Source organism: Eikenella exigua (genome assembly GCF_008805035.1).
In the GTDB taxonomy this organism is placed as follows: domain Bacteria; phylum Pseudomonadota; class Gammaproteobacteria; order Burkholderiales; family Neisseriaceae; genus Eikenella; species Eikenella exigua.
On sequence record NZ_CP038018.1, the window covers coordinates 1,083,374 to 1,100,599 of the forward strand.

A 17,226-nucleotide genomic window follows, 5' to 3' on the forward strand; every position below is an offset into this window, starting at 1 on the left:
GCTACCTGAAAACGTAAGTTTCAACAAAGTTAAAACGAGTGCAACAAGTTTCGCCCAAACGAACGGTGCAAACACCACTATCTATTTTCAGGCAGCCTCTCGCCCGTCAAATAGGCTACTTGAAACCCTAAGTCATTGTTATAACAACAACTCACCTAGCACCACAAGCCCATGACTTCTATCTTACCCTACACTTTCATCTATCTTGCCTTCGCTGTGGCTGCTGTGCTTACCTCCAAAAAACTGGGCTTGGGCTCGGTGTTGGGCTATTTGATGGCCGGTATCGCCATCGGCCCAATTTTAGGCTTGACCAGCAAAGAAACCGAATCCATCCAACACGTTGCCGAATTCGGCGTAGTGATGATGCTGTTTCTGGTCGGCTTGGAACTGGCACCGCAAAAGCTATGGCAGCTGCGGCACAAGCTCTTAGGACTAGGCGGATTACAAGTGCTGCTCTCAATAGCAGTCATTGCCGGTATCACCGTAACCATTGGCAAAAGCTGGCAAATGGGCATAGCCGTGGGCTGCATCCTGGCTCTCTCCTCCACCGCCATCGTGCTGCAAACCTTCAACGAAAAAAACCTGATGCGGTCACCCGGCGGGCAGGCCGGCTTTGCCATCCTGCTGTTTCAAGATGTGGCTGCCATCCCGATGCTGGCACTTTTACCGCTCCTGGCCGCCACCCACCACCACCAAAGCAACCAGCATACCACCAACCTTCTGGCGAACCAACCCGGCTGGGTACTTGCCACCGTGAGCATTGCCGCCATCTTGGCGATTGCCGTGAGCGTGCGCTACCTTGTGCCGCGCATGTTCTGCTTCATCAGCAAAGTCCGCCTCAACGAAATGTTCACCATGTTCACCCTGGCCTTAGTGGTGGGTATCGCCACACTGATGTCGCTCATCGGCCTCTCCCCCGCGCTGGGCGCGTTCGTGGCTGGCGTGGCGCTGGCAAACAACTCCTACCGACACGAAATGGAAAGCCACCTCGAACCCTTCAAAGGCCTGCTTTTGGGGCTGTTTTTCATCACCGTGGGCGCAGGCATGAATTTCACCCTTTTATCCAAAGAATTCTGGGTAGTATCCACCATCACCTTAGCCACGCTGGCAGTGAAAGGCAGCATTCTCTTTATCCTAGGCCTACTGTTCCGCCTGCCACGCATGGGCAGCAAGCTACTCGCGCTGAGTCTGGCGCAGGCCGGTGAATTCGGCTTTGTGCTGCTTTCCATCGCCCGCCAGAGCCATGTGCTGCCGCGCGCCATGGCCGACCGCATCTCGCTGGTGGTCGCCCTTTCCATGCTGCTCACCCCGCTTTTGTTCATCTTCTACGACAAAGTGATCACCCCGCGCGGCATCGTGGAAGAAAACCAAGAGCGCCCGCAAGACATGATTGAAGAAGAAAACCCCATCATCCTACTCGGCCACGGCCGTTTCGGACAACAAATCAATAACATGCTCACCGCCTGCGGTTTCCACACCACCGTTATCGACTACCAGGCCGACACCGTGGAAGGCCTCACCAAATACGGCAGCAAAACCTACTACGGCGACGCTACCCGCCCCGAGCTACTCAATTCCATCGGCCTGGCACACGCCAAGCTGCTCATTATCTGCATCGGCAACCTCGAGCAGGCAACCGAAATCGTGGAATTCGTACAGCGCCACTACCCCAACCTGCCCATAATTACCCGTGCCCACGACCGTATCCACGCCTACTACCTGCACCATGCCGGTGCTAACTACATCATCCGCGAAACCGTGGATGCCGCCATCCGCAGCGGCCGCCTCGCTCTGGAAAAACTCGGCATCAACCCCGAAAAAGCACAAGAACTCAGTGAATTCTACGCTGCCCGTGACCGCTATCAAATGGACAAAATGGCCGAAGAATACAATCCCGACCTGCCCATATTCGCCAACGAGCCCCTGCTGCAAACTGCCCGTGAAATCGATGCCGAAACCGCCCAAATGATGCAGGCCATACTGCGCGGTGAAAGCGTAGAATGGCAGGAAGACCCAGAAAGCTGGACCCGTCTGAAAAAAAAGCCTCACCTAAACCACTGAGCCTGCCATGCCAAGTAAAACCGACCTCCGCCGCCACTTCCGTCGCCAACGGCAAGGCCTGACGCCTGCCGCACGTCAGCGTGCCGAGAAACGCATCAACAACCTGCTCAAAGGCTACCTGAAACGTGGCAAACGGCTGGCCATCTATTGGCCCATCGGCAGCGAGCTGCGGCTCGACAGCCTCGCTGCTGCCGCCCGCCAACGCGGCACTGAGCTCTACCTGCCCTATATCGAGCCGCGCCGCCAGCGCCTGTGGTTTACCCCTTTCCCGCAACAAGGCCGCCCCGAACGCCGCCGCCAAGGTAAGCTGAACATCCCCCAATTTGCCGGCCACAAAATCCGCATCCACAACCTGCACAGCAGCATCATCCCCCTAGTCGGCATCGACCGGCGCGGCTACCGACTCGGCCAAGGCGGCGGCTTCTACGACGTTACCTTCGCCGCCACCCGTCACCGCCTATGCCCGCACAAAATCGGTGTCGGCTTCGCCTGCCAGGAAACCGACATCCTGCCTGCCGAAGAATATGATATGCAGCTAGACGTATGGGTGTGCGAAAATGGCATCCGGCGTTTCGGCAAAACGGCAGATGGTCAGCAATAACAGATAAAAACGGTCACAACAAAGGCTACCTGAAACCTTCATGTAGCCTTTTATTGAAGCAATCGCTTTACTGCGTGCCAAAATTTTCAGGTAGCCTGCATCTGAATATAGCAGGCTACCTGAAAGTCTGAGACCGTTGCAAAACCCCATATTTGGCACATTTCTGTACGGTGCGCTTCTCGAACGCTTGAAAATATTTCAATATTATCTACGCATTCTGCGATGCTACCGCTTTGAACTGCACTCAAATCTGGGGTTTTGCAAAGGTCTCAGTCTGTTTATAGGCCGAAAGCTATTTCGCCTCTGGCACCTTGGCTACGGATACAGTGGCCGGACGCAGCACGCGATCGTGCAGGGTATAGCCTTTCTGCATCACGCTGACGATGGTGTTGGGCTCTTGCTCGCTTTCCACGGTTTGGAAAGCCTGGTGGTGATACGGGTCAAGTTTATCACCGGGCTGAGGCAGGATTTCTTTAATCTGAGCCTGCTCGAAGGCATGTTTGAGCTCGGTAAGGGTCATGTCCACGCCCATTTTCAGCGCGTCGAAATTGCCGCTTTGATCAAGTAGTGCCATCTCCAAATAGTCTTTTACTTTCAACAGCTCTCCGGCAAATTTCTTGGCGGCAAATTTGTGGGCGACCTGGATTTCTTCTTGATGGCGGCGGCCCAGGTTTTGTAACTCGGCCTGATGGTATTTGTTGATGTCGGCCAGCTCGGCTTCCAGTTCGGCCACGCGCTGGACAAGCTGCTCGGGCGTAAGCTCGGCAGTGGCTTCAGCGTTGTCCTGCGCCTTGGCAGCTTCAGCCTGTGCTTCTTGCTGCGGGAATTCGGTTTCTGGGCTTTGGTGTTGCTGGTGGTTATGGTGATGAGACATGGGAGTTCCTTTTAGATAGAGAGCATTTGACCTGCCAAATGGGGAGGGATGGCGGCTTTTCAAGCAGAAGGGGGGCAACGGGCGCAATTATTTTGCGGTGGCTGTCAGAAACAGCGTGTACCATCCGTCTATTCAGCAGGTCGGCTGTGGCGGCAAAGTTAATCCCATCAATCGCTTTGTTAAATTAAGCCCATAGCTGGCATGATACTATTTCCTTATAATATACGCAGATTTCTGTGTCTTTAATCTTCAGGTAACCTTTATGTTCAAAAAATTTATTCAATCTTTCATCCTGCCCGTGCTGTTATGCTCAGGTATGGCCGCGCATGCGGTGGATGCCAGCAACCTGCTGCCGTCGGAGCAAGCATTCCGCCCCACGGTGGCAGTGGGTGAGCAAGATGTGACCGTGCAGTTCCAGATTGCCGATGGCTATTATCTCTATCAAGAGAAAATTCGTGTGGAAACCGAGCCTTCCGGCCTGCTGGGCGCAGCTGAATTTTCGCCGGGTAAAGAAAAGGAAGATGAGTTCTTCGGCAAACAAACTGTGCATTACCGCCAAGCTGTTGTCAAACTGCCCTTCCAATCCGCTGCACCCGCCGCTTACCGCCTCACGCTCACCTACCAAGGCTGTGCAGATGTGGGCATATGCTATCCGCCAGTAACGAAAACGCTGGAAATTAAAGGTACGGGTGTATATGGCGATACGTCCACCCCGCCTGCCAGCGGCAGCAACCGCTTTACTGCACCGCAGGATGGCACGCCCGCTGCCAGCCCCGTGCCGCAGCAACGCAAAAGCCCATTCAGTCTGTCACGCGATACATTGGGGGCGAACCTGCTGGCTTTTTTTAGTTTTGGCATTGGCTTGAGCTTTACCGCCTGCATGTATCCCCTGCTGCCCATTGTGTCGGGCATTATCGTGGGAGACCGTGCCAATGCCGGCAAACGCCGTGGGCTGATTTTGTCTTCGGTTTATGTGCAGGGGCTGGCGCTCACCTATGCCGCTGTGGGCGTATTAGCCGGACTTACCGGCTCGCTGCTCACCGTGTGGCTGCAACAGCCGTGGGTGGTGCTTTCTGCCGCCGCGCTGATTGTGGTGCTGGCGCTGGGCATGTTTGACGTATTTACCATCCAGCTGCCCTCCTTTATCCAGAGTTATTTCCAGCAGCAAAGCAGCAAGCTTTCCGGCGGCAAAATGGCTTCCGTATTTGTGATGGGTATGCTCTCAGCACTAATTGTTGGCCCCTGCGTGGCGCCACCTTTGGCCGTGGCCTTGGGCTATATCGGCCAAACCGGCGATGCCGCGCTAGGCGGCCTGGCCTTATACAGCATGGCGCTGGGCACTGGTGTACCCTTGGTGTTGGTAGGTACTTTCGGCGGGCATATCCTGCCCAAGGCTGGTACGTGGATGAACAGCATCAAACACGCCTTCGGTATCATCCTTTTGGCCGTGGCCGTGTATCTGGCTGCCCCCTTCCTGCCCTATGCACTCACCGTTTCGCTCTATTCCCTGCTGCTGGTGATTCCCGGTGGCCTGCTCTTGGGCAAACACCTGCGTGCGCGGCAACTCAAGCCGCTGGCTATGGGGCTGGGCAGCCTCTTGCTCACCATCGGCGTGTTTTTTGCCGTGCAGAGCGTGCGCATGCAGCCCACCTTCCTGCACCAAGCACTCACCGTGTTCCCGCAGCAGCAAACCGCACACCAAGTATTTACCACGCCGCAGCAGCTCAACAGTGCCATGCAGAGGGCTTTGGCCAGTGGTAAGCCGGTGGTGCTGGATTTTTATGCTGACTGGTGCGCCAGCTGCAAAGAGATGGAACATAAAACCTTCAGCCGCCCCGAAGTGCAGGCTGCTGTGCCGCCCGATCGTGTATTTAAAATCGACCTCACCGACAACACGCCCGAGCATCGCGCGCTATTACAGGAATACGGTCTGCCCGGTCCGCCCGGCATCTTCGTTATCCACCCCGATGGCCGCCGCAGTAGCCCGCTCATCGGCTTTACCGAGCCAGCAGCGTTTATCGAGTGGTATCAGCAGCAGGTTTCCTGAGACCGATTGGAATTTAAGAGCGAAGGCTGCCTGAAAAGTGTTTCAGGTAGCCTTTTCTTTATTACAAGCAACAATCGCAATACATTCTTTATACAGTAAACAACAAGACACGTTCCCTCGATGGATTATTGTGCCCCTACGGGCTTACCACCTTGCCCCTAAAAATAATCACTTTCGCTATAACACTCTATAAAACAAAGTATTTCGGCTATTGCCTTTCCCACATCTGAGGCTACCTGAAACCTCTCCGCCACATCCTACCGCCACATCCTCACCACACCCTACCTCAAACCGCACATTTCGCGTATCATTAAGCTGCCTTAATTTTTATTATGCCGGGTTAAAACCGGCAAAGAGCAAACGCGGCAAAACTGCGCTGCTCAAGTTGCAATCCGCCATACCAACCAAAGAAGCTCAAGAGGAGCCCAGCATGAGCCTGCCGACCCCCGTTTTGCGCCTGCAAGACAGTGCCCGCCAACAGAATTTTGCAGAAGATTTCCTCCCCTTCCTTGCCGGCTATTATCGCCAGGCCGACTTTGCCGACCTAGCCAGCTATAGCGACACAGAACTATTATCTGCCGCCGATTCGCACCGCAAGCTCGCCCAAGAGCCCCGTGCCGCCAGCAAAGCCGTGGTGCGCGTTTCGCCTACTGGCGACACTGTGCGGCACACGCTGGTGGAAATTGTGGCCGACCACCTCCCCTTCTTACTCGACTCCCTGTTAATGCTGCTCAATCGTGAGCAGCGTGTGCCTTTAGCCGTGTTACACAGTGCATGGCAGGTAAAGCGCAATGCAGACGGCAAAGCTGCCACCCTCGAAGAAGCTGCCAAAGAAAGCAGCGCACAGGAAACATTGGTGGCCATGTATCTGAAAGGTGGCGAGGCCGCACAAGACCAAAAACTGGCCAAGCAAATCCGCAGCCTCTTAGCCGAATTGGGCACGATTGTGGAAAGCGAACACAAACTGCGCGGCCAGCTTTTCCTGGTTAACCAGATGATTCTGAACGAAGGCCGCAGCCAAGATGCGGAAATCGTTTCCTTCCTCAGCTGGCTGGCCGACCGCCATTTCCTCCTGATGGGTTTCTGCGAATACGATTTGGTCAACCATTCCGGCAGCCCGCGCTTGCAGGCCAAAGCCAACACTGCGCAAGGCATCCTCGCTGGTAACAGCAATCTGATTGCCGATAATTTTGCCGCCCTCTCCGATGCCGACAAGAAACAATGGCTGCGCCACAACCGCCTGCTGCTCAACAAATCGCAGCAGCGTAGCCGCATCCACCGCCCGGCCTATCTCAACCAAGTCAGCATCCAAAAACTCAATGCCAACGGCCAAGTTGTCGGCCAATGGTGCTTCATCGGTCTCTACACCGCCACCGCCTACACAGACAGCATCTGGAACATCCCCGTACTGCGCGACAAAGCCAAACATGTGCTGAACCACTTTGATGTTGCCGATGGTAGCCATCAAGAGCACAACCTGCGCCACCTGCTGCAAACCTACCCGCGCGACGAGCTGTTTGAATCCAGCAACGAAGAACTGACCGAAGCTGCTGCCAGCCTGCTTGCGCTGGGCCAGCGCCCGCGCGTGCGCCTGTTTGCCCGCAGCGATGTATTCAAGCGCTACGTTTCCGTGCTGTGCTATCTACCCAAAGAACAATTCGGCAGCCAACTGTGCCAACGCATTGCAGGCTACCTGAAAGCCACTCTGGCCGCCGAAAGCTGCGAATACACCGTGCAACTGACCGACGACAACCCGCTCGCCTGCGTCCAATTCCTGTGCCGCACCAATGCCGGCAAACTGCCTGCCTTTACCCGCAGCGAGCTGGAACGACACGTTGCCGGCCTGGCAGCCAATGCCGAAACCACCCCGCAGGCTGCCGCACCACAACCCAAAGCCGAACAGAAAAAACAGCCTGAAGCCAAACACAAAGCCAAGGCCAAATCTGCATCTGCCGCCCACGAAGACGATACCGCCTTCTCCGCTGCCTACCGCGAAGCTTTCAGCCCCGACCAGGCCCTTACCGACCTCAAACACACCGAACTCCTCAACGACAACCGCGTGCTGGTTACCGTCTTCTCCGAGCAGGAAAATCCAGCCGCGCCCTACGCGCTGCGCCTCTACACCCCGCAAATCAGCCCACCGCTATCGCAAACCCTGCCCATTATTGGGAACATGGGGTTCGACGTGCATACCGCTGTGCCCTATACCCTGCACACCGAGAACAGTGCCGTCGGCCTGAACCACTTCTCCCTCAAACCCAATGTGCCTGTCCACGCTCAAGCCGATGGCTGCGATGCCTTGGGAAGCGAACTGCCTGCGCTGTTTGCCGAAGTATGGGCAGGCCGTGTGGAAAACGACCGCTTCAACGCCTTGGTACTCTCTGCCGGCATCACCTGGCGCAACAGCGTGCTGCTGCGTGCGCTGGCCAAATATTTGAAACAAGCTACCCTGCCGTTCTCCCAAGAGCGCATCGAGCAAACCCTCATTCGCCATGGCGTCATCGCCGCCAAACTGGTGGAACTGTTTGCTGCCCGCCTGCACCCCGAAGAAGCCGACGAGAACCGTGCTCTGATGATCAACAGCGAGCTCACTGGCCTCTTAGCCGACGTACCCTCGCTGGATGAAGAGCGCATCATCAACGCCTTCCGTTCCGTGATTTTGGCGGTGTGCCGCACCAACTTCTGGCAAACCGACAAAGAAGGCGGCCTGAAATCCGAAATCAGCCTAAAAATCAAATCTAAAGACATCCCCTTCCTACCCAAGCCGCTCCCGCTGTTTGAAATTTGGGTGTACAGCCCGCGTGTGGAAGGTACCCACCTGCGCGGCAGCAAAGTGGCTCGCGGCGGCCTGCGCTGGTCCGACCGTTTCGACGACTTCCGCACCGAAGTGCTGGGCTTGGTGAAAGCACAGATGGTGAAAAACGCCGTGATCGTGCCCGGCGGCTCCAAAGGCGGTTTCGTGTGCAAACAACTACCCGATGCCGCTACCGATCGCGAAGGCTACCTAAAAGAAGGCATCGCCTGCTATAAGATCTTCATCAACGCCTTGCTCGACCTTACCGACAACCGCACCGCCGAAGGCATCGAGCCGCCGCAGCAGCTGCACCGCCGCGACGGTGATGATCCCTACTTGGTAGTGGCTGCCGACAAAGGCACCGCCTCCTTCTCCGACACCGCCAATGCCCTCTCCGCCGAACACGGCTTCTGGCTGGACGACGCCTTCGCCTCCGGCGGCAGCGCCGGCTACGACCACAAAGGCATGGGCATCACTGCGCGTGGTGCGTGGGAATCGGTAAAACGCCATTTCCGCCATTTGGGTAAAGATATCCAAAACGAAGACTTCACCGTAGTCGGCATTGGCGACATGGGCGGCGACGTATTCGGCAACGGTATGCTGCTGTCCGAGCACATCCTGCTCAAAGCCGCCTTCAACCACCGCCACATCTTCATCGATCCGAACCCCAGCGCCGCCAAGAGCTTTGAAGAGCGCAAACGCCTGTTCCAAAGTGGCGGCGGTTGGGAAAAATACAGCCGTGCACAGATTTCGCAGGGCGGCGGCGTGTATGAACGCAGCGCCAAGTCCATCGAGATTACGCCCGAAGTGAAAGCCTGGCTCGATATCGAAGCCGACAGCCTGACCCCCAACGAGCTCATCCGCGAGCTGCTCAAAGCCGATGTGGAACTGATCTACAACGGCGGTATCGGCACCTACATCAAAGCCGCTTCCGAAAGCCACGCCGACGTGCGCGACAAAGCCAACGACGAAGTGCGCGTGAATGGCGGCGAAATGCGAGCTAAAGTGTTGGGCGAAGGCGGCAATCTCGGCGCCACCCAGCTGGGCCGCATCGAATACTGGCAAAGCGGCGGCCGCTGCTGCACCGATGCCATCGACAACTCCGCCGGTGTAGACTGCTCCGACCACGAAGTAAACATCAAAATCCTGCTCGGCGAAGCCGTGCGTGCCGAACGCCTAACGCTGGAAGAGCGCGATGAGTTGCTCCGGGACATGACCGGCGAAGTGGCGCAATTGGTGTTGCAAGACAACTATCTGCAAACCCAAGCCCTCTCTGTTGCCCAGCTCAACCCAGCAGGCTACCTGAAAACCGCTGCCGCGCTCATCCGTTATTTGCAAGAAAACGCCGGTCTCGACCGCTCCGTGGAATTCCTGCCGGATGAAGCCGAAATCAACTGCCGCACCGAAGCCGGCAAAGGCCTGAGCAACCCCGAAGTTGCAGTATTGCTGTCTTACAGCAAAATGCACTGCCAAGACAACCTCTTGGGCAGCGACCTTCCCGACGACCCCAACTTCCTGCCCGCGCTTATCCGCTATTTCCCTGCCCCGCTCCAGCAGCAATACGGCACCGAAATGCAGCAGCACTACCTGCGGCGCGAAATCATCGCCAACCAGCTGGCCAACCGCGTCATCAACCGCATGGGTATGCACTTTATCCAGCGTTGCAGCGAAGAAAACCAAGCTTCCGTGGCCGATGTGGTACGCGCCTACTGGGTGGCCGATATCCTGCTCGATGGCGAAGAGCGTTTCCGCGCCGTGCAGGCTCTCGACAACCGCCTGCCTGCCGAAGCGCAAATGCGCCTGTGTGCCGACATTGCCGAGCTTATCGGCCATGTAGCCGGCCAGCTGCTGCGCAGCAAACGCCCCTTCGACAACATCGGCAGCCTCATCAGCCACTACCGCGCTCCCACCACCGAGTTCATGCAGCAACTGCCGGAGCGCATCCAGGCCGAAGAGCACCCCAGCATCGCCGAACGCGAAACTTGGCTCGGCAGCTATAGCGTGTTCAGCCAGCAGGAAGCTGCTATGCTCGCACGCCTGCCCTTTGCCGCCAATGTGTTGGCCGTAGTGGATTTGGCCGCCAAAATCGGCAAGCCCATTGCCACTGTTGCCAAAGCCTACTTCATGCTCTCCGAAAAACTGAACATGAGCTGGATCTACCGCGCCATCGCCAAACTGCCGAGCGACAACCAATGGCAGTCGCAAGCCGGTTTGGCCATGTATGAAGACGCCACCAACATCCATTTGGCGTTCACGCGCGACTTCCTGCAGGCCGGCAGCAACAGCCGTGCCGCCGCCAAAATCGCCGCAGCACGCAGCCAGATTGCCGACATGCAGCACTACGAACCAGTCGACTTGTCTATGCTCTCCGCGCTGGTACGCAACCTGTCCAAAATCGTGGCAGCAGGCTGAAGCTACACAGCATGAACCACACCGTTTCCGCCGAACAACCGCTGCTCGCCATCGACACTTCCACCCAGTGGTTGTCGTTGGCGCTACGGCACAACGGCCACACTCGTCTGTTTCATCAGGAAACCGGCAATCGGCAGTCTGAACTCATCCTGCCGCAGATTACCACCCTGCTGGATGAAGCTGGGCTGACTGTGCGCGAACTGGCCGCCATTGCCTATGCCCAAGGCCCGGGCACATTTACCGGCCTGCGCATCGGCGCCGGTGTGGCGCAAGGCCTGGCTGCGCCGTTCGGCATTCCGCTCATTCCTGTGCCCTGCCTCGATGCAGTCGCTTCGCTCTGCCCCGGCCAAACTGCCGTGCTAGCGGCCACCGATGCGCGCATGGGCGAAGTGTTCTATGCCTGGTTCAACACCCAAACCCAACAACGCTTGAGCGATTACCAAGTGGGCAAAGCCGACGAAATCAGGCTACCTGAAAACCTTTCAGGTAGCCTCAACCCTGATGGCATCAGCGGCATCGGCAACGCTTTTGCCCTGCCCGAGCCCCCGCCCTTCCCAGGCCGTTCCGACATGCCCACCGCCGAGCACTACTTGGCGCTGACCGCCTCCGGCCGCTACCCCGCCGTTTCCGCCGCCGAGGCCGAACTGCTCTACGTGCGCAACAAAGTCGCCCTCACCGCAGCCGAACAGGCCGCGCGCAAAGGAGCGGCATGATCGTCCGCCTTGCCCGCCCAGGCGACAGCGCCGCCCTGGCCGCGCTCGATGCGCAATGCAATCCCTCCCCTTGGTCGGAAAAGCAATTCGCCGCCTGCATCGGCCATGCCAACGAAACCGTGCTCTTGGCCGAACAAGGCCGCGAGCTGGCCGGGCTCATCGTGTGGCAAACCATCCTCGACGAAGCTGAGCTGCACCTCATCGATACCGCCCCTGCCTACCGCCGCCAAGGTGTGGCCAGCCTGCTGCTCGGCCACCTATTCAAACAGGCCAAAGCCAAAAATATCCGCCGCATCTTCCTCGAAGTGCGCCACAGCAACCGCGCCGCCATTGCCCTGTATCAACAATACGGCTTCATCTCCTGCGGCAGCCGCCCCGGCTACTACCCCTGCCCGGACGGCAGCCGCGAAGATGCCCTGCTGATGGAGAAACCATGCTGAGCAGCCGCTATCCCCGCCTGCACGAAGCCCTCGGCCTCGGCCCCATGTGGCTCAAACGCAGTGCCTGCATTACTGAGAATACCCACCCCGAATCACAAAGGCTACCTGAAAACAAGCATAGCGAATTTCGCCAAAACGGGCACAGCGAGCTTCAACCAAACCCGCCCCACTCTACCGCACCTGCAGCCCAACCCAGGCTACCCGAAAGTGAACGAAGTGAGCTTCGGCAAAATGAGGCCGGCAAGTTTCAGCAACATCAAAACCACACCCTTGCGCCAAACCAACCCGCCGCCCGCACCATGCCGCCCCCGCAAGGCCACCGTGCCAATGTGCTGGCTACCATAGCCACTTCCCAGCCTTTACAGCCCACTCCTGCGCAAGTCGACAACGAAAGCAACCCCCTCGCCGCCGTGCAACGGCTTTGGGCAGCACTGCTCCCTGCCACCTTCGCCAACATAGAAGAGCTGCAACAGCAAGCCGCCGCCTGTGCCACCTGCTCCCTACACAGCCAGCGCAAACAAGCCCTCAGCGGCTACGGCGCCATGCCCGCTCGCATCATGGTGATCAGCCTCAACCCCGCCCCCAGCGATGACGAAACCGGCCAGCTCATCAGCGGCCGGCACGGCCGGTTGCTCGACAATATGCTCGCCGCCATCGGCCTGGCGCCCGAACAAGTCTTCCGTACCGCCTGGCTGCGCTGCACGCCTCGCATCGCCCTCAAAACCACCCCCAAAGAACAAGTGCGCTGCGCCGCCTTTATCCGCCAAGAATTCGCCTGGGTGCAGCCGCAAGCCGTCCTCCTGCTCGGCAACAGCTTCTACGACCCCGCCCGCCGCTGGCTGCTCAAACAACTCATCGGCCGCACCCCCGCTTTCACAGTCCCCCACCCCGCCATCCTCCTGCGCCAGCCCGAGCTCAAAGCCCAAGCCTGGCACAGCCTCAAACAGCTCAAAGCCGCCTTGGCCAAAGCCTAAGCAAGCTGCACAATATTTTTCAGGTAGCCTTTCCCAGCAGGCTACCTGAAATTTTTTCGATTCAACCCAAACAAACTCAGCTGCTCTCGCCAATGTTATACCCTACCCCGTTACGTTATACTGGATTATAAATTTATATAAATCAACAAATTACTTGCAATCAGCATCCATTTCCACTATCATCGCCGCATCTACAAAACACACTCTTACGAAAGGAAAGGAAATGAACAACTGTCATACCCATGCCAACCACCAACACGTTCACGACCAAGGCTGCGGCCATACCGCCATTAAACACGGCGACCACATCGACTATATCCATGACGGCCACCTGCACCACGAACACAACAGCCACTATGATGAACACAGCCTCGATGTAAACGCCACCAACCCCGACGGCTGCCACCCCGTGCAAACCTGTAACGGCCATGTTCACGGCGAAGGCTGCGGCCACGAAGCCGTACCGCACGGCGACCACATCGACTACATCGTAAACGGCCGGCTGCACCACCAACACAGCGACCACTGCGATGACCACGGCCCGGTGGAAATCGTTAAGTAAGCCCATGCAAAAATAATTTCAGGTAGGCTTTTCATCACGAAAGGCTACCTGAAATTATTCGGCTAGAGCTAAATCAACCATTTCCTCAGTAGAGCCAAAGCAATTATTGATTTCCCTATCAGGCGGCAAACCGCAGGCATGCTAAAATTTCCTCTCCCCCACCATCCCGAAAGCCCATCATGAACAAAGCCCTCATCGTCGGCATTGCCGGCCTCCTCGTATTCAGTGGCGCAACCGCAGGCGGCAGCCTCTATGTTAACCAACAGCAAACAGGCAATGCCTACTCCCTCAAGCTCATGCACCGCTTCTCCAACCTGGCCAACTTCCAAACCCAACCCAAGCTGGGCGTCCTATCCGGCAGTGCCCAATGGTAAGGCAACCTCGTTCTCGACCCCTGCCAGCCTAGGAATAAAATTACCATCCGGAGCAGCGACACCATCCATCGTTCACTCTCCAACTACTGCATCGACAGCAAAATCCACATCGTATCCGACTCCCCATAGCTCCACACCTACTTCCCAGAAGGCTTCCTCCTCAATGCCCGCCGCCACATCAGCTGGGGCGGCAACGTGCAAACCAGCTTCAACCTCCCCGGCCGCACCGTGCAGAAAGACAACAACACCCTCACCTGGCAAGACATCAACGGCCAAGTTACCCTGCACAAAGAAAACAACGAACTCACCCTGCCCCCCAGGCCAATACGGCAATATCGAAAACATCCGGCCCGAAACCCTGGTGCAGAACCTGCAATACCGTGCCGACATCCGCATCCACCAAGGCTTCATCCAAGCTGCCAACCACACTTTTGCCGACTGGTCGAACCGCAGCTACAACGAAGAAGACACCCGGCAAATCATCGCCAAGCTGCTCCAGCTTCCCGAAGCCAAACAGGAAGGCGACACCATCCACCTGATCTACCGCAAACCCTAAACAGGCCAAGCATCTGCCCATTTTTCAGGTAGCCTGCATTCCGGCAGGCTACCTGAAAATCATCCTCTTCCACCGTGGAAGAGAGCTATGGCTGAAATCATTATTTCTTCATTCCAAGCGGCAGGCGGCAAACAGTACAAGTAATACGGCAAAGCGAGCCAGCGCAGTGGAAGAAATTACAACCCTAGCCATAGGCAGAAAACAATAAACCGCAAGCCGACATGATTGCCGCCGACACATCAAAAAGGCTACCTGAAATCCTCTCCGTTTTCAGGTAGCCTTTGCTATAGCTGAAGTACATTTTTCATACCACGCAGCGAACTACGGTCAGCACACATATATGGCAAGGCGGACAATGCTGTGGGAAGTGTTGTACTTCAACTGTAGCCAGCCGTCCGCCTAGTCAATCCCGATATCCAAACACACAATCTCGCCGCACCACTGCTGTGCGGTGGGGCCGGCGTGGGCGGGTTTGAGGGCGGCAAAGGCGTAGGTGAGGTTGGCGCGGAAGGTGTCGGCGGCGGCTTCCCCGGTGTCGCCGTTGAGGCCGGTGGGGATATCGAGCGCCACTTTGTAGCCGGCAGCGCGGTTGAGCAGGCGGCAGCTTTCGGCGGCCTCGGGCGGCAGGCTACCTGAAAAACCGGTGCCGAAAATGCCGTCGATAATCAGGCCATAGCCTTGCTCCAGCGCGGCAGGCAATGCCTCAGCCGGCAGGAAGCGGATGCCATCCAAACCCTGGAGGCGTTGGCGGTTGGTTTCGGCCAAATCCGACAGCGTCGTGCCCAAGAGCAACACAATATCGGCCTGCCAGCCGTGCTGCTGCAACACGCGAGCAATCACCAGCGCATCGCCGCCGTTATTGCCTTTGCCGCACACCAGCAGGGCCCGGCCCGGCATGGGCAGTCGGCGCAGCAAATCGGCAGCAGCAGCCTGCCCAGCATTTTCCATCAGCTGCAAAAAGCTGGTGCCAGCCGCCACCGCAGCCTGTTCCCGCTCGCGCATCTGGGCGGCGGTGTAGATTTTCGGGGGATTCTGCGGCATGGTGTTCTCCTGTATTGGGGTGGGCAAAATTCTATGCCCTTCTAGGCAAACAGGCTACCTGAAGATTTTCAGGTAGCCTGTTTGGCATGCAATCCCAATGCAATTTTAACGCCGATGCTGCTTAGACAAACGCTGCAAATGGCTCGGATGCACCGTGTGCGTTTCCACCCTGCCCTGTTCCACCGCATTGAGGATGGCTCGGCCTTTTTGGTCTTGCGGGAAGTTGCGCACATATTCGCGCAGCAGCGGCAGGGCTTCGCTGCGTTTATTTTGCGTTAAAAGAGCAGTGGCCAAATCCCGGCCACTTTCTTTATGGCCGGCTTGGTAGGCGGCGCGCAACATGGGAATGGCGCGTTCCATGCGGGCGCTGGAAGCGAGGAAGTTGCCGAATTCGCCCTGCACGGCGGGTTTAGCCGCGGCAGGAGCAAGGGCAAGCAGGCGGGCGTAGTCGGCTTCGGCATGTTCGGCATAGCCGGCTTGGTCGAGGTTGTACCCCATCCAGTTGAAACGGGCGCGCATTTGCAGGAGCGCTAAGTACCCTTGGCTGGGCGCGGCACCGGCACGCGGCGTATTGTTTTGCACGAGGCTGTCGAGCAGCACGCCCAAAGGCTGCAAATCGGCGATGGCGCGGCGGTGGTCGGCATCGTTGTCGAACTGCACAGAGTATTCCGCCGCGTGTGCAGCCAAATTATCAAACGCACGCTGCACGGCACAGGCATATTCACATTAATCGGCGGATGCTCGGGGCTGCCACTCACCAAGCTTTGCGGGTTCAACGGCATATAGGGCGCGGCACGGGTAGGCCGCAGTGGAAACAGGTATTGGCTTGGGATTCGGTGTGGCTCATGGTGTATGCTTTGCTTATAGGACGGTGCGGATTATAGGCTACCTGAAAATTTTCGGGGCGGGAATAATCTGATGAGAAGCGGATTGATGCCGATATTTGATGTATCGCATTCAAATTTAAAAAGATTTGCTTGCAAAAAATCATTAAACCAGCTATATTCCCAGCAAGCTGTGAAGGCAGTATTTTCAGAGCGATGTATCCGATGTTTTAAGGCATGACGGCAGGCAAATTGCCCGAAATGCACCGAATATTTCGTAAATTAAGGAAATTATGATGGACATGAAAAAACCTATCTATCTATTTATAGCTGCTTTCACGCTCACCGGATGTGAAACCCTCGGCTTGCCCGGCGGCAGTTCCGCAAACAGTTGCAGCAACATCAACTGGGTTCGTCAAAACATCAAGCCTGGGCAAACCACCCATAACGAAGTTATCGAATTATGCGGCCAGCCCACTTCCTCCAAGCAGGCCGGCGGTTCGCTGCAACTGAATTATGTAACTACGCGGGAAGCAGATGAAACAACGACCAGTATGGTAAACGCGGCAGGCACCTTCGCTTTGTCTCAGTTCAATATTTTGAGCACTACCAGCAAAAATCCGGCGCTAGGTCAAGTGGCAGTCAGAGAGCTCAGCCCCGTGGCGACCAATGCCGGAACATATCTGCCAAGAAGAACCGAAGGCGTAACCATTTTCGTGCGCAACGGCAAAGTCAGCCGTATTGCTGCCAACAATTCGGCGCGATAACGCCTATTCCGAGCCGCCGTACTGCAACGCATAGTGGCAGCATGGGTAGGGTGTTGCGGAACGCACGCACGCGTTGCTTGAAGTTCCTATCCGCGTGCGTGGCTGCGCCACATACCCTACCGCGCCAAGTCAAACCCGAAAGGCTACCTGAAAATTTCAGGTAGCCTTTTCCACCCGCCCTTGCCG

General features: G+C 57.0%; 15 protein-coding genes. 11 read left to right on the top strand and 4 right to left on the bottom strand.

The window, feature by feature from the left end; genetic code table 11:
* The first annotated feature begins 171 nt into the window (after positions 1-171).
* On the top strand, positions 172-2,061 hold the full coding sequence (locus tag EZJ17_RS05635; protein ID WP_067438606.1) for a monovalent cation:proton antiporter-2 (CPA2) family protein: 1,890 nt from the start codon (positions 172-174) through the stop codon (positions 2,059-2,061).
* A gap of 7 nt (positions 2,062-2,068) precedes the next feature.
* Complete coding sequence (locus EZJ17_RS05640) at positions 2,069-2,662, top strand: 5-formyltetrahydrofolate cyclo-ligase (RefSeq protein WP_067438604.1); 594 nt, start codon at positions 2,069-2,071, stop codon at positions 2,660-2,662.
* 292 nt (positions 2,663-2,954) lie between these two features.
* On the opposite strand, the gene grpE is transcribed toward EZJ17_RS05640, so the two are convergent.
* On the bottom strand, positions 2,955-3,536 hold the full coding sequence (gene grpE / locus EZJ17_RS05645; RefSeq protein ID WP_067438601.1) for a nucleotide exchange factor GrpE: 582 nt from the start codon (positions 3,534-3,536) through the stop codon (positions 2,955-2,957).
* Positions 3,537-3,798: 262 nt separating this feature from the next.
* On the opposite strand from grpE, the gene dsbD reads away from it, so the two are divergent.
* The 7 genes from dsbD to EZJ17_RS05680 all read left to right on the top strand — a co-directional run bounded on the left by dsbD (position 3,799) and on the right by EZJ17_RS05680 (position 13,852).
* Positions 3,799-5,583 carry a protein-disulfide reductase DsbD gene (dsbD, locus tag EZJ17_RS05650; protein ID WP_067438599.1) on the top strand — a complete coding sequence of 595 codons (1,785 nt, stop codon included), beginning with the start codon at positions 3,799-3,801 and terminating at the stop codon, positions 5,581-5,583.
* 430 nt (positions 5,584-6,013) lie between these two features.
* On the top strand, positions 6,014-10,789 hold the full coding sequence (locus EZJ17_RS05655) for an NAD-glutamate dehydrogenase (protein ID WP_067444892.1): 4,776 nt from the start codon (positions 6,014-6,016) through the stop codon (positions 10,787-10,789).
* 11 nt (positions 10,790-10,800) lie between these two features.
* Positions 10,801-11,502, top strand: coding sequence for a tRNA (adenosine(37)-N6)-threonylcarbamoyltransferase complex dimerization subunit type 1 TsaB (gene tsaB, locus EZJ17_RS05660; protein ID WP_067438593.1), 702 nt, complete (start codon positions 10,801-10,803; stop codon positions 11,500-11,502).
* A complete protein-coding gene (gene rimI / locus EZJ17_RS05665; protein WP_067438591.1) occupies positions 11,499-11,942 on the top strand; it encodes a ribosomal protein S18-alanine N-acetyltransferase in 444 nt (147 codons plus the stop codon). Before tsaB ends, rimI begins: the two co-directional genes overlap by 4 nt.
* The gene (locus tag EZJ17_RS10305) at positions 11,936-12,916 is read left to right on the top strand and encodes a uracil-DNA glycosylase (RefSeq protein ID WP_067438588.1); all 981 of its coding nucleotides are present in this window, start codon (positions 11,936-11,938) and stop codon (positions 12,914-12,916) included. The genes rimI and EZJ17_RS10305 overlap by 7 nt, the downstream gene beginning before the upstream one ends.
* Before the next feature lie 223 nt (positions 12,917-13,139).
* Complete coding sequence (locus tag EZJ17_RS05675; RefSeq protein WP_067438585.1) at positions 13,140-13,478, top strand: hypothetical protein; 339 nt, start codon at positions 13,140-13,142, stop codon at positions 13,476-13,478.
* Between the two features lie 179 nt (positions 13,479-13,657).
* Positions 13,658-13,852 carry a hypothetical protein gene (locus tag EZJ17_RS05680; RefSeq protein WP_067438582.1) on the top strand — a complete coding sequence of 65 codons (195 nt, stop codon included), beginning with the start codon at positions 13,658-13,660 and terminating at the stop codon, positions 13,850-13,852.
* 72 nt (positions 13,853-13,924) lie between these two features.
* Here EZJ17_RS05680 and EZJ17_RS05685 read toward each other — a convergent pair whose 3' ends face one another.
* Positions 13,925-14,197 (bottom strand): hypothetical protein, encoded by a 273-nt coding sequence (locus EZJ17_RS05685; RefSeq protein WP_067438580.1) that lies wholly within the window; start codon positions 14,195-14,197, stop codon positions 13,925-13,927.
* Between the two features lie 16 nt (positions 14,198-14,213).
* On the opposite strand from EZJ17_RS05685, the gene EZJ17_RS05690 reads away from it, so the two are divergent.
* Entirely contained in the window at positions 14,214-14,408 is a 195-nt protein-coding gene (locus tag EZJ17_RS05690) for a hypothetical protein (protein ID WP_151086262.1), read from the top strand.
* 399 nt (positions 14,409-14,807) lie between these two features.
* Here the strand turns inward: EZJ17_RS05690 and EZJ17_RS05695 are convergent, their stop codons facing one another.
* On the bottom strand, positions 14,808-15,449 hold the full coding sequence (locus tag EZJ17_RS05695; RefSeq protein ID WP_151086265.1) for an NAD(P)H-hydrate epimerase: 642 nt from the start codon (positions 15,447-15,449) through the stop codon (positions 14,808-14,810).
* 105 nt (positions 15,450-15,554) lie between these two features.
* Entirely contained in the window at positions 15,555-16,157 is a 603-nt protein-coding gene (locus EZJ17_RS05700) for a hypothetical protein (protein ID WP_151086267.1), read from the bottom strand.
* A 412-nt stretch (positions 16,158-16,569) separates the two neighbouring features.
* Between EZJ17_RS05700 and EZJ17_RS05705 the strand changes: the two genes are divergently transcribed.
* Positions 16,570-17,040, top strand: a complete 471-nt coding sequence (locus tag EZJ17_RS05705; RefSeq protein ID WP_167508174.1) for a lipoprotein — start codon at positions 16,570-16,572, stop codon at positions 17,038-17,040.
* Positions 17,041-17,226 lie beyond the last annotated feature (186 nt).

Bases quoted from the DNA above. Each gene is read 5' to 3' on its own strand.
- EZJ17_RS05635 (WP_067438606.1), top strand. From the start codon at position 172: ATGACTTCTATCTTACCCTACACTTTCATCTATCTTGCCTTCGCTGTG.
- EZJ17_RS05640 (WP_067438604.1), top strand. From the start codon at position 2,069: ATGCCAAGTAAAACCGACCTCCGCCGCCACTTCCGTCGCCAACGGCAA.
- grpE (WP_067438601.1), bottom strand. From the start codon at position 3,536: ATGTCTCATCACCATAACCACCAGCAACACCAAAGCCCAGAAACCGAA.
- dsbD (WP_067438599.1), top strand. From the start codon at position 3,799: ATGTTCAAAAAATTTATTCAATCTTTCATCCTGCCCGTGCTGTTATGC.
- EZJ17_RS05655 (WP_067444892.1), top strand. From the start codon at position 6,014: ATGAGCCTGCCGACCCCCGTTTTGCGCCTGCAAGACAGTGCCCGCCAA.
- tsaB (WP_067438593.1), top strand. From the start codon at position 10,801: ATGAACCACACCGTTTCCGCCGAACAACCGCTGCTCGCCATCGACACT.
- rimI (WP_067438591.1), top strand. From the start codon at position 11,499: ATGATCGTCCGCCTTGCCCGCCCAGGCGACAGCGCCGCCCTGGCCGCG.
- EZJ17_RS10305 (WP_067438588.1), top strand. From the start codon at position 11,936: ATGCTGAGCAGCCGCTATCCCCGCCTGCACGAAGCCCTCGGCCTCGGC.
- EZJ17_RS05675 (WP_067438585.1), top strand. From the start codon at position 13,140: ATGAACAACTGTCATACCCATGCCAACCACCAACACGTTCACGACCAA.
- EZJ17_RS05680 (WP_067438582.1), top strand. From the start codon at position 13,658: ATGAACAAAGCCCTCATCGTCGGCATTGCCGGCCTCCTCGTATTCAGT.
- EZJ17_RS05685 (WP_067438580.1), bottom strand. From the start codon at position 14,197: ATGTTTTCGATATTGCCGTATTGGCCTGGGGGGCAGGGTGAGTTCGTT.
- EZJ17_RS05695 (WP_151086265.1), bottom strand. From the start codon at position 15,449: ATGCCGCAGAATCCCCCGAAAATCTACACCGCCGCCCAGATGCGCGAG.
- EZJ17_RS05705 (WP_167508174.1), top strand. From the start codon at position 16,570: ATGGACATGAAAAAACCTATCTATCTATTTATAGCTGCTTTCACGCTC.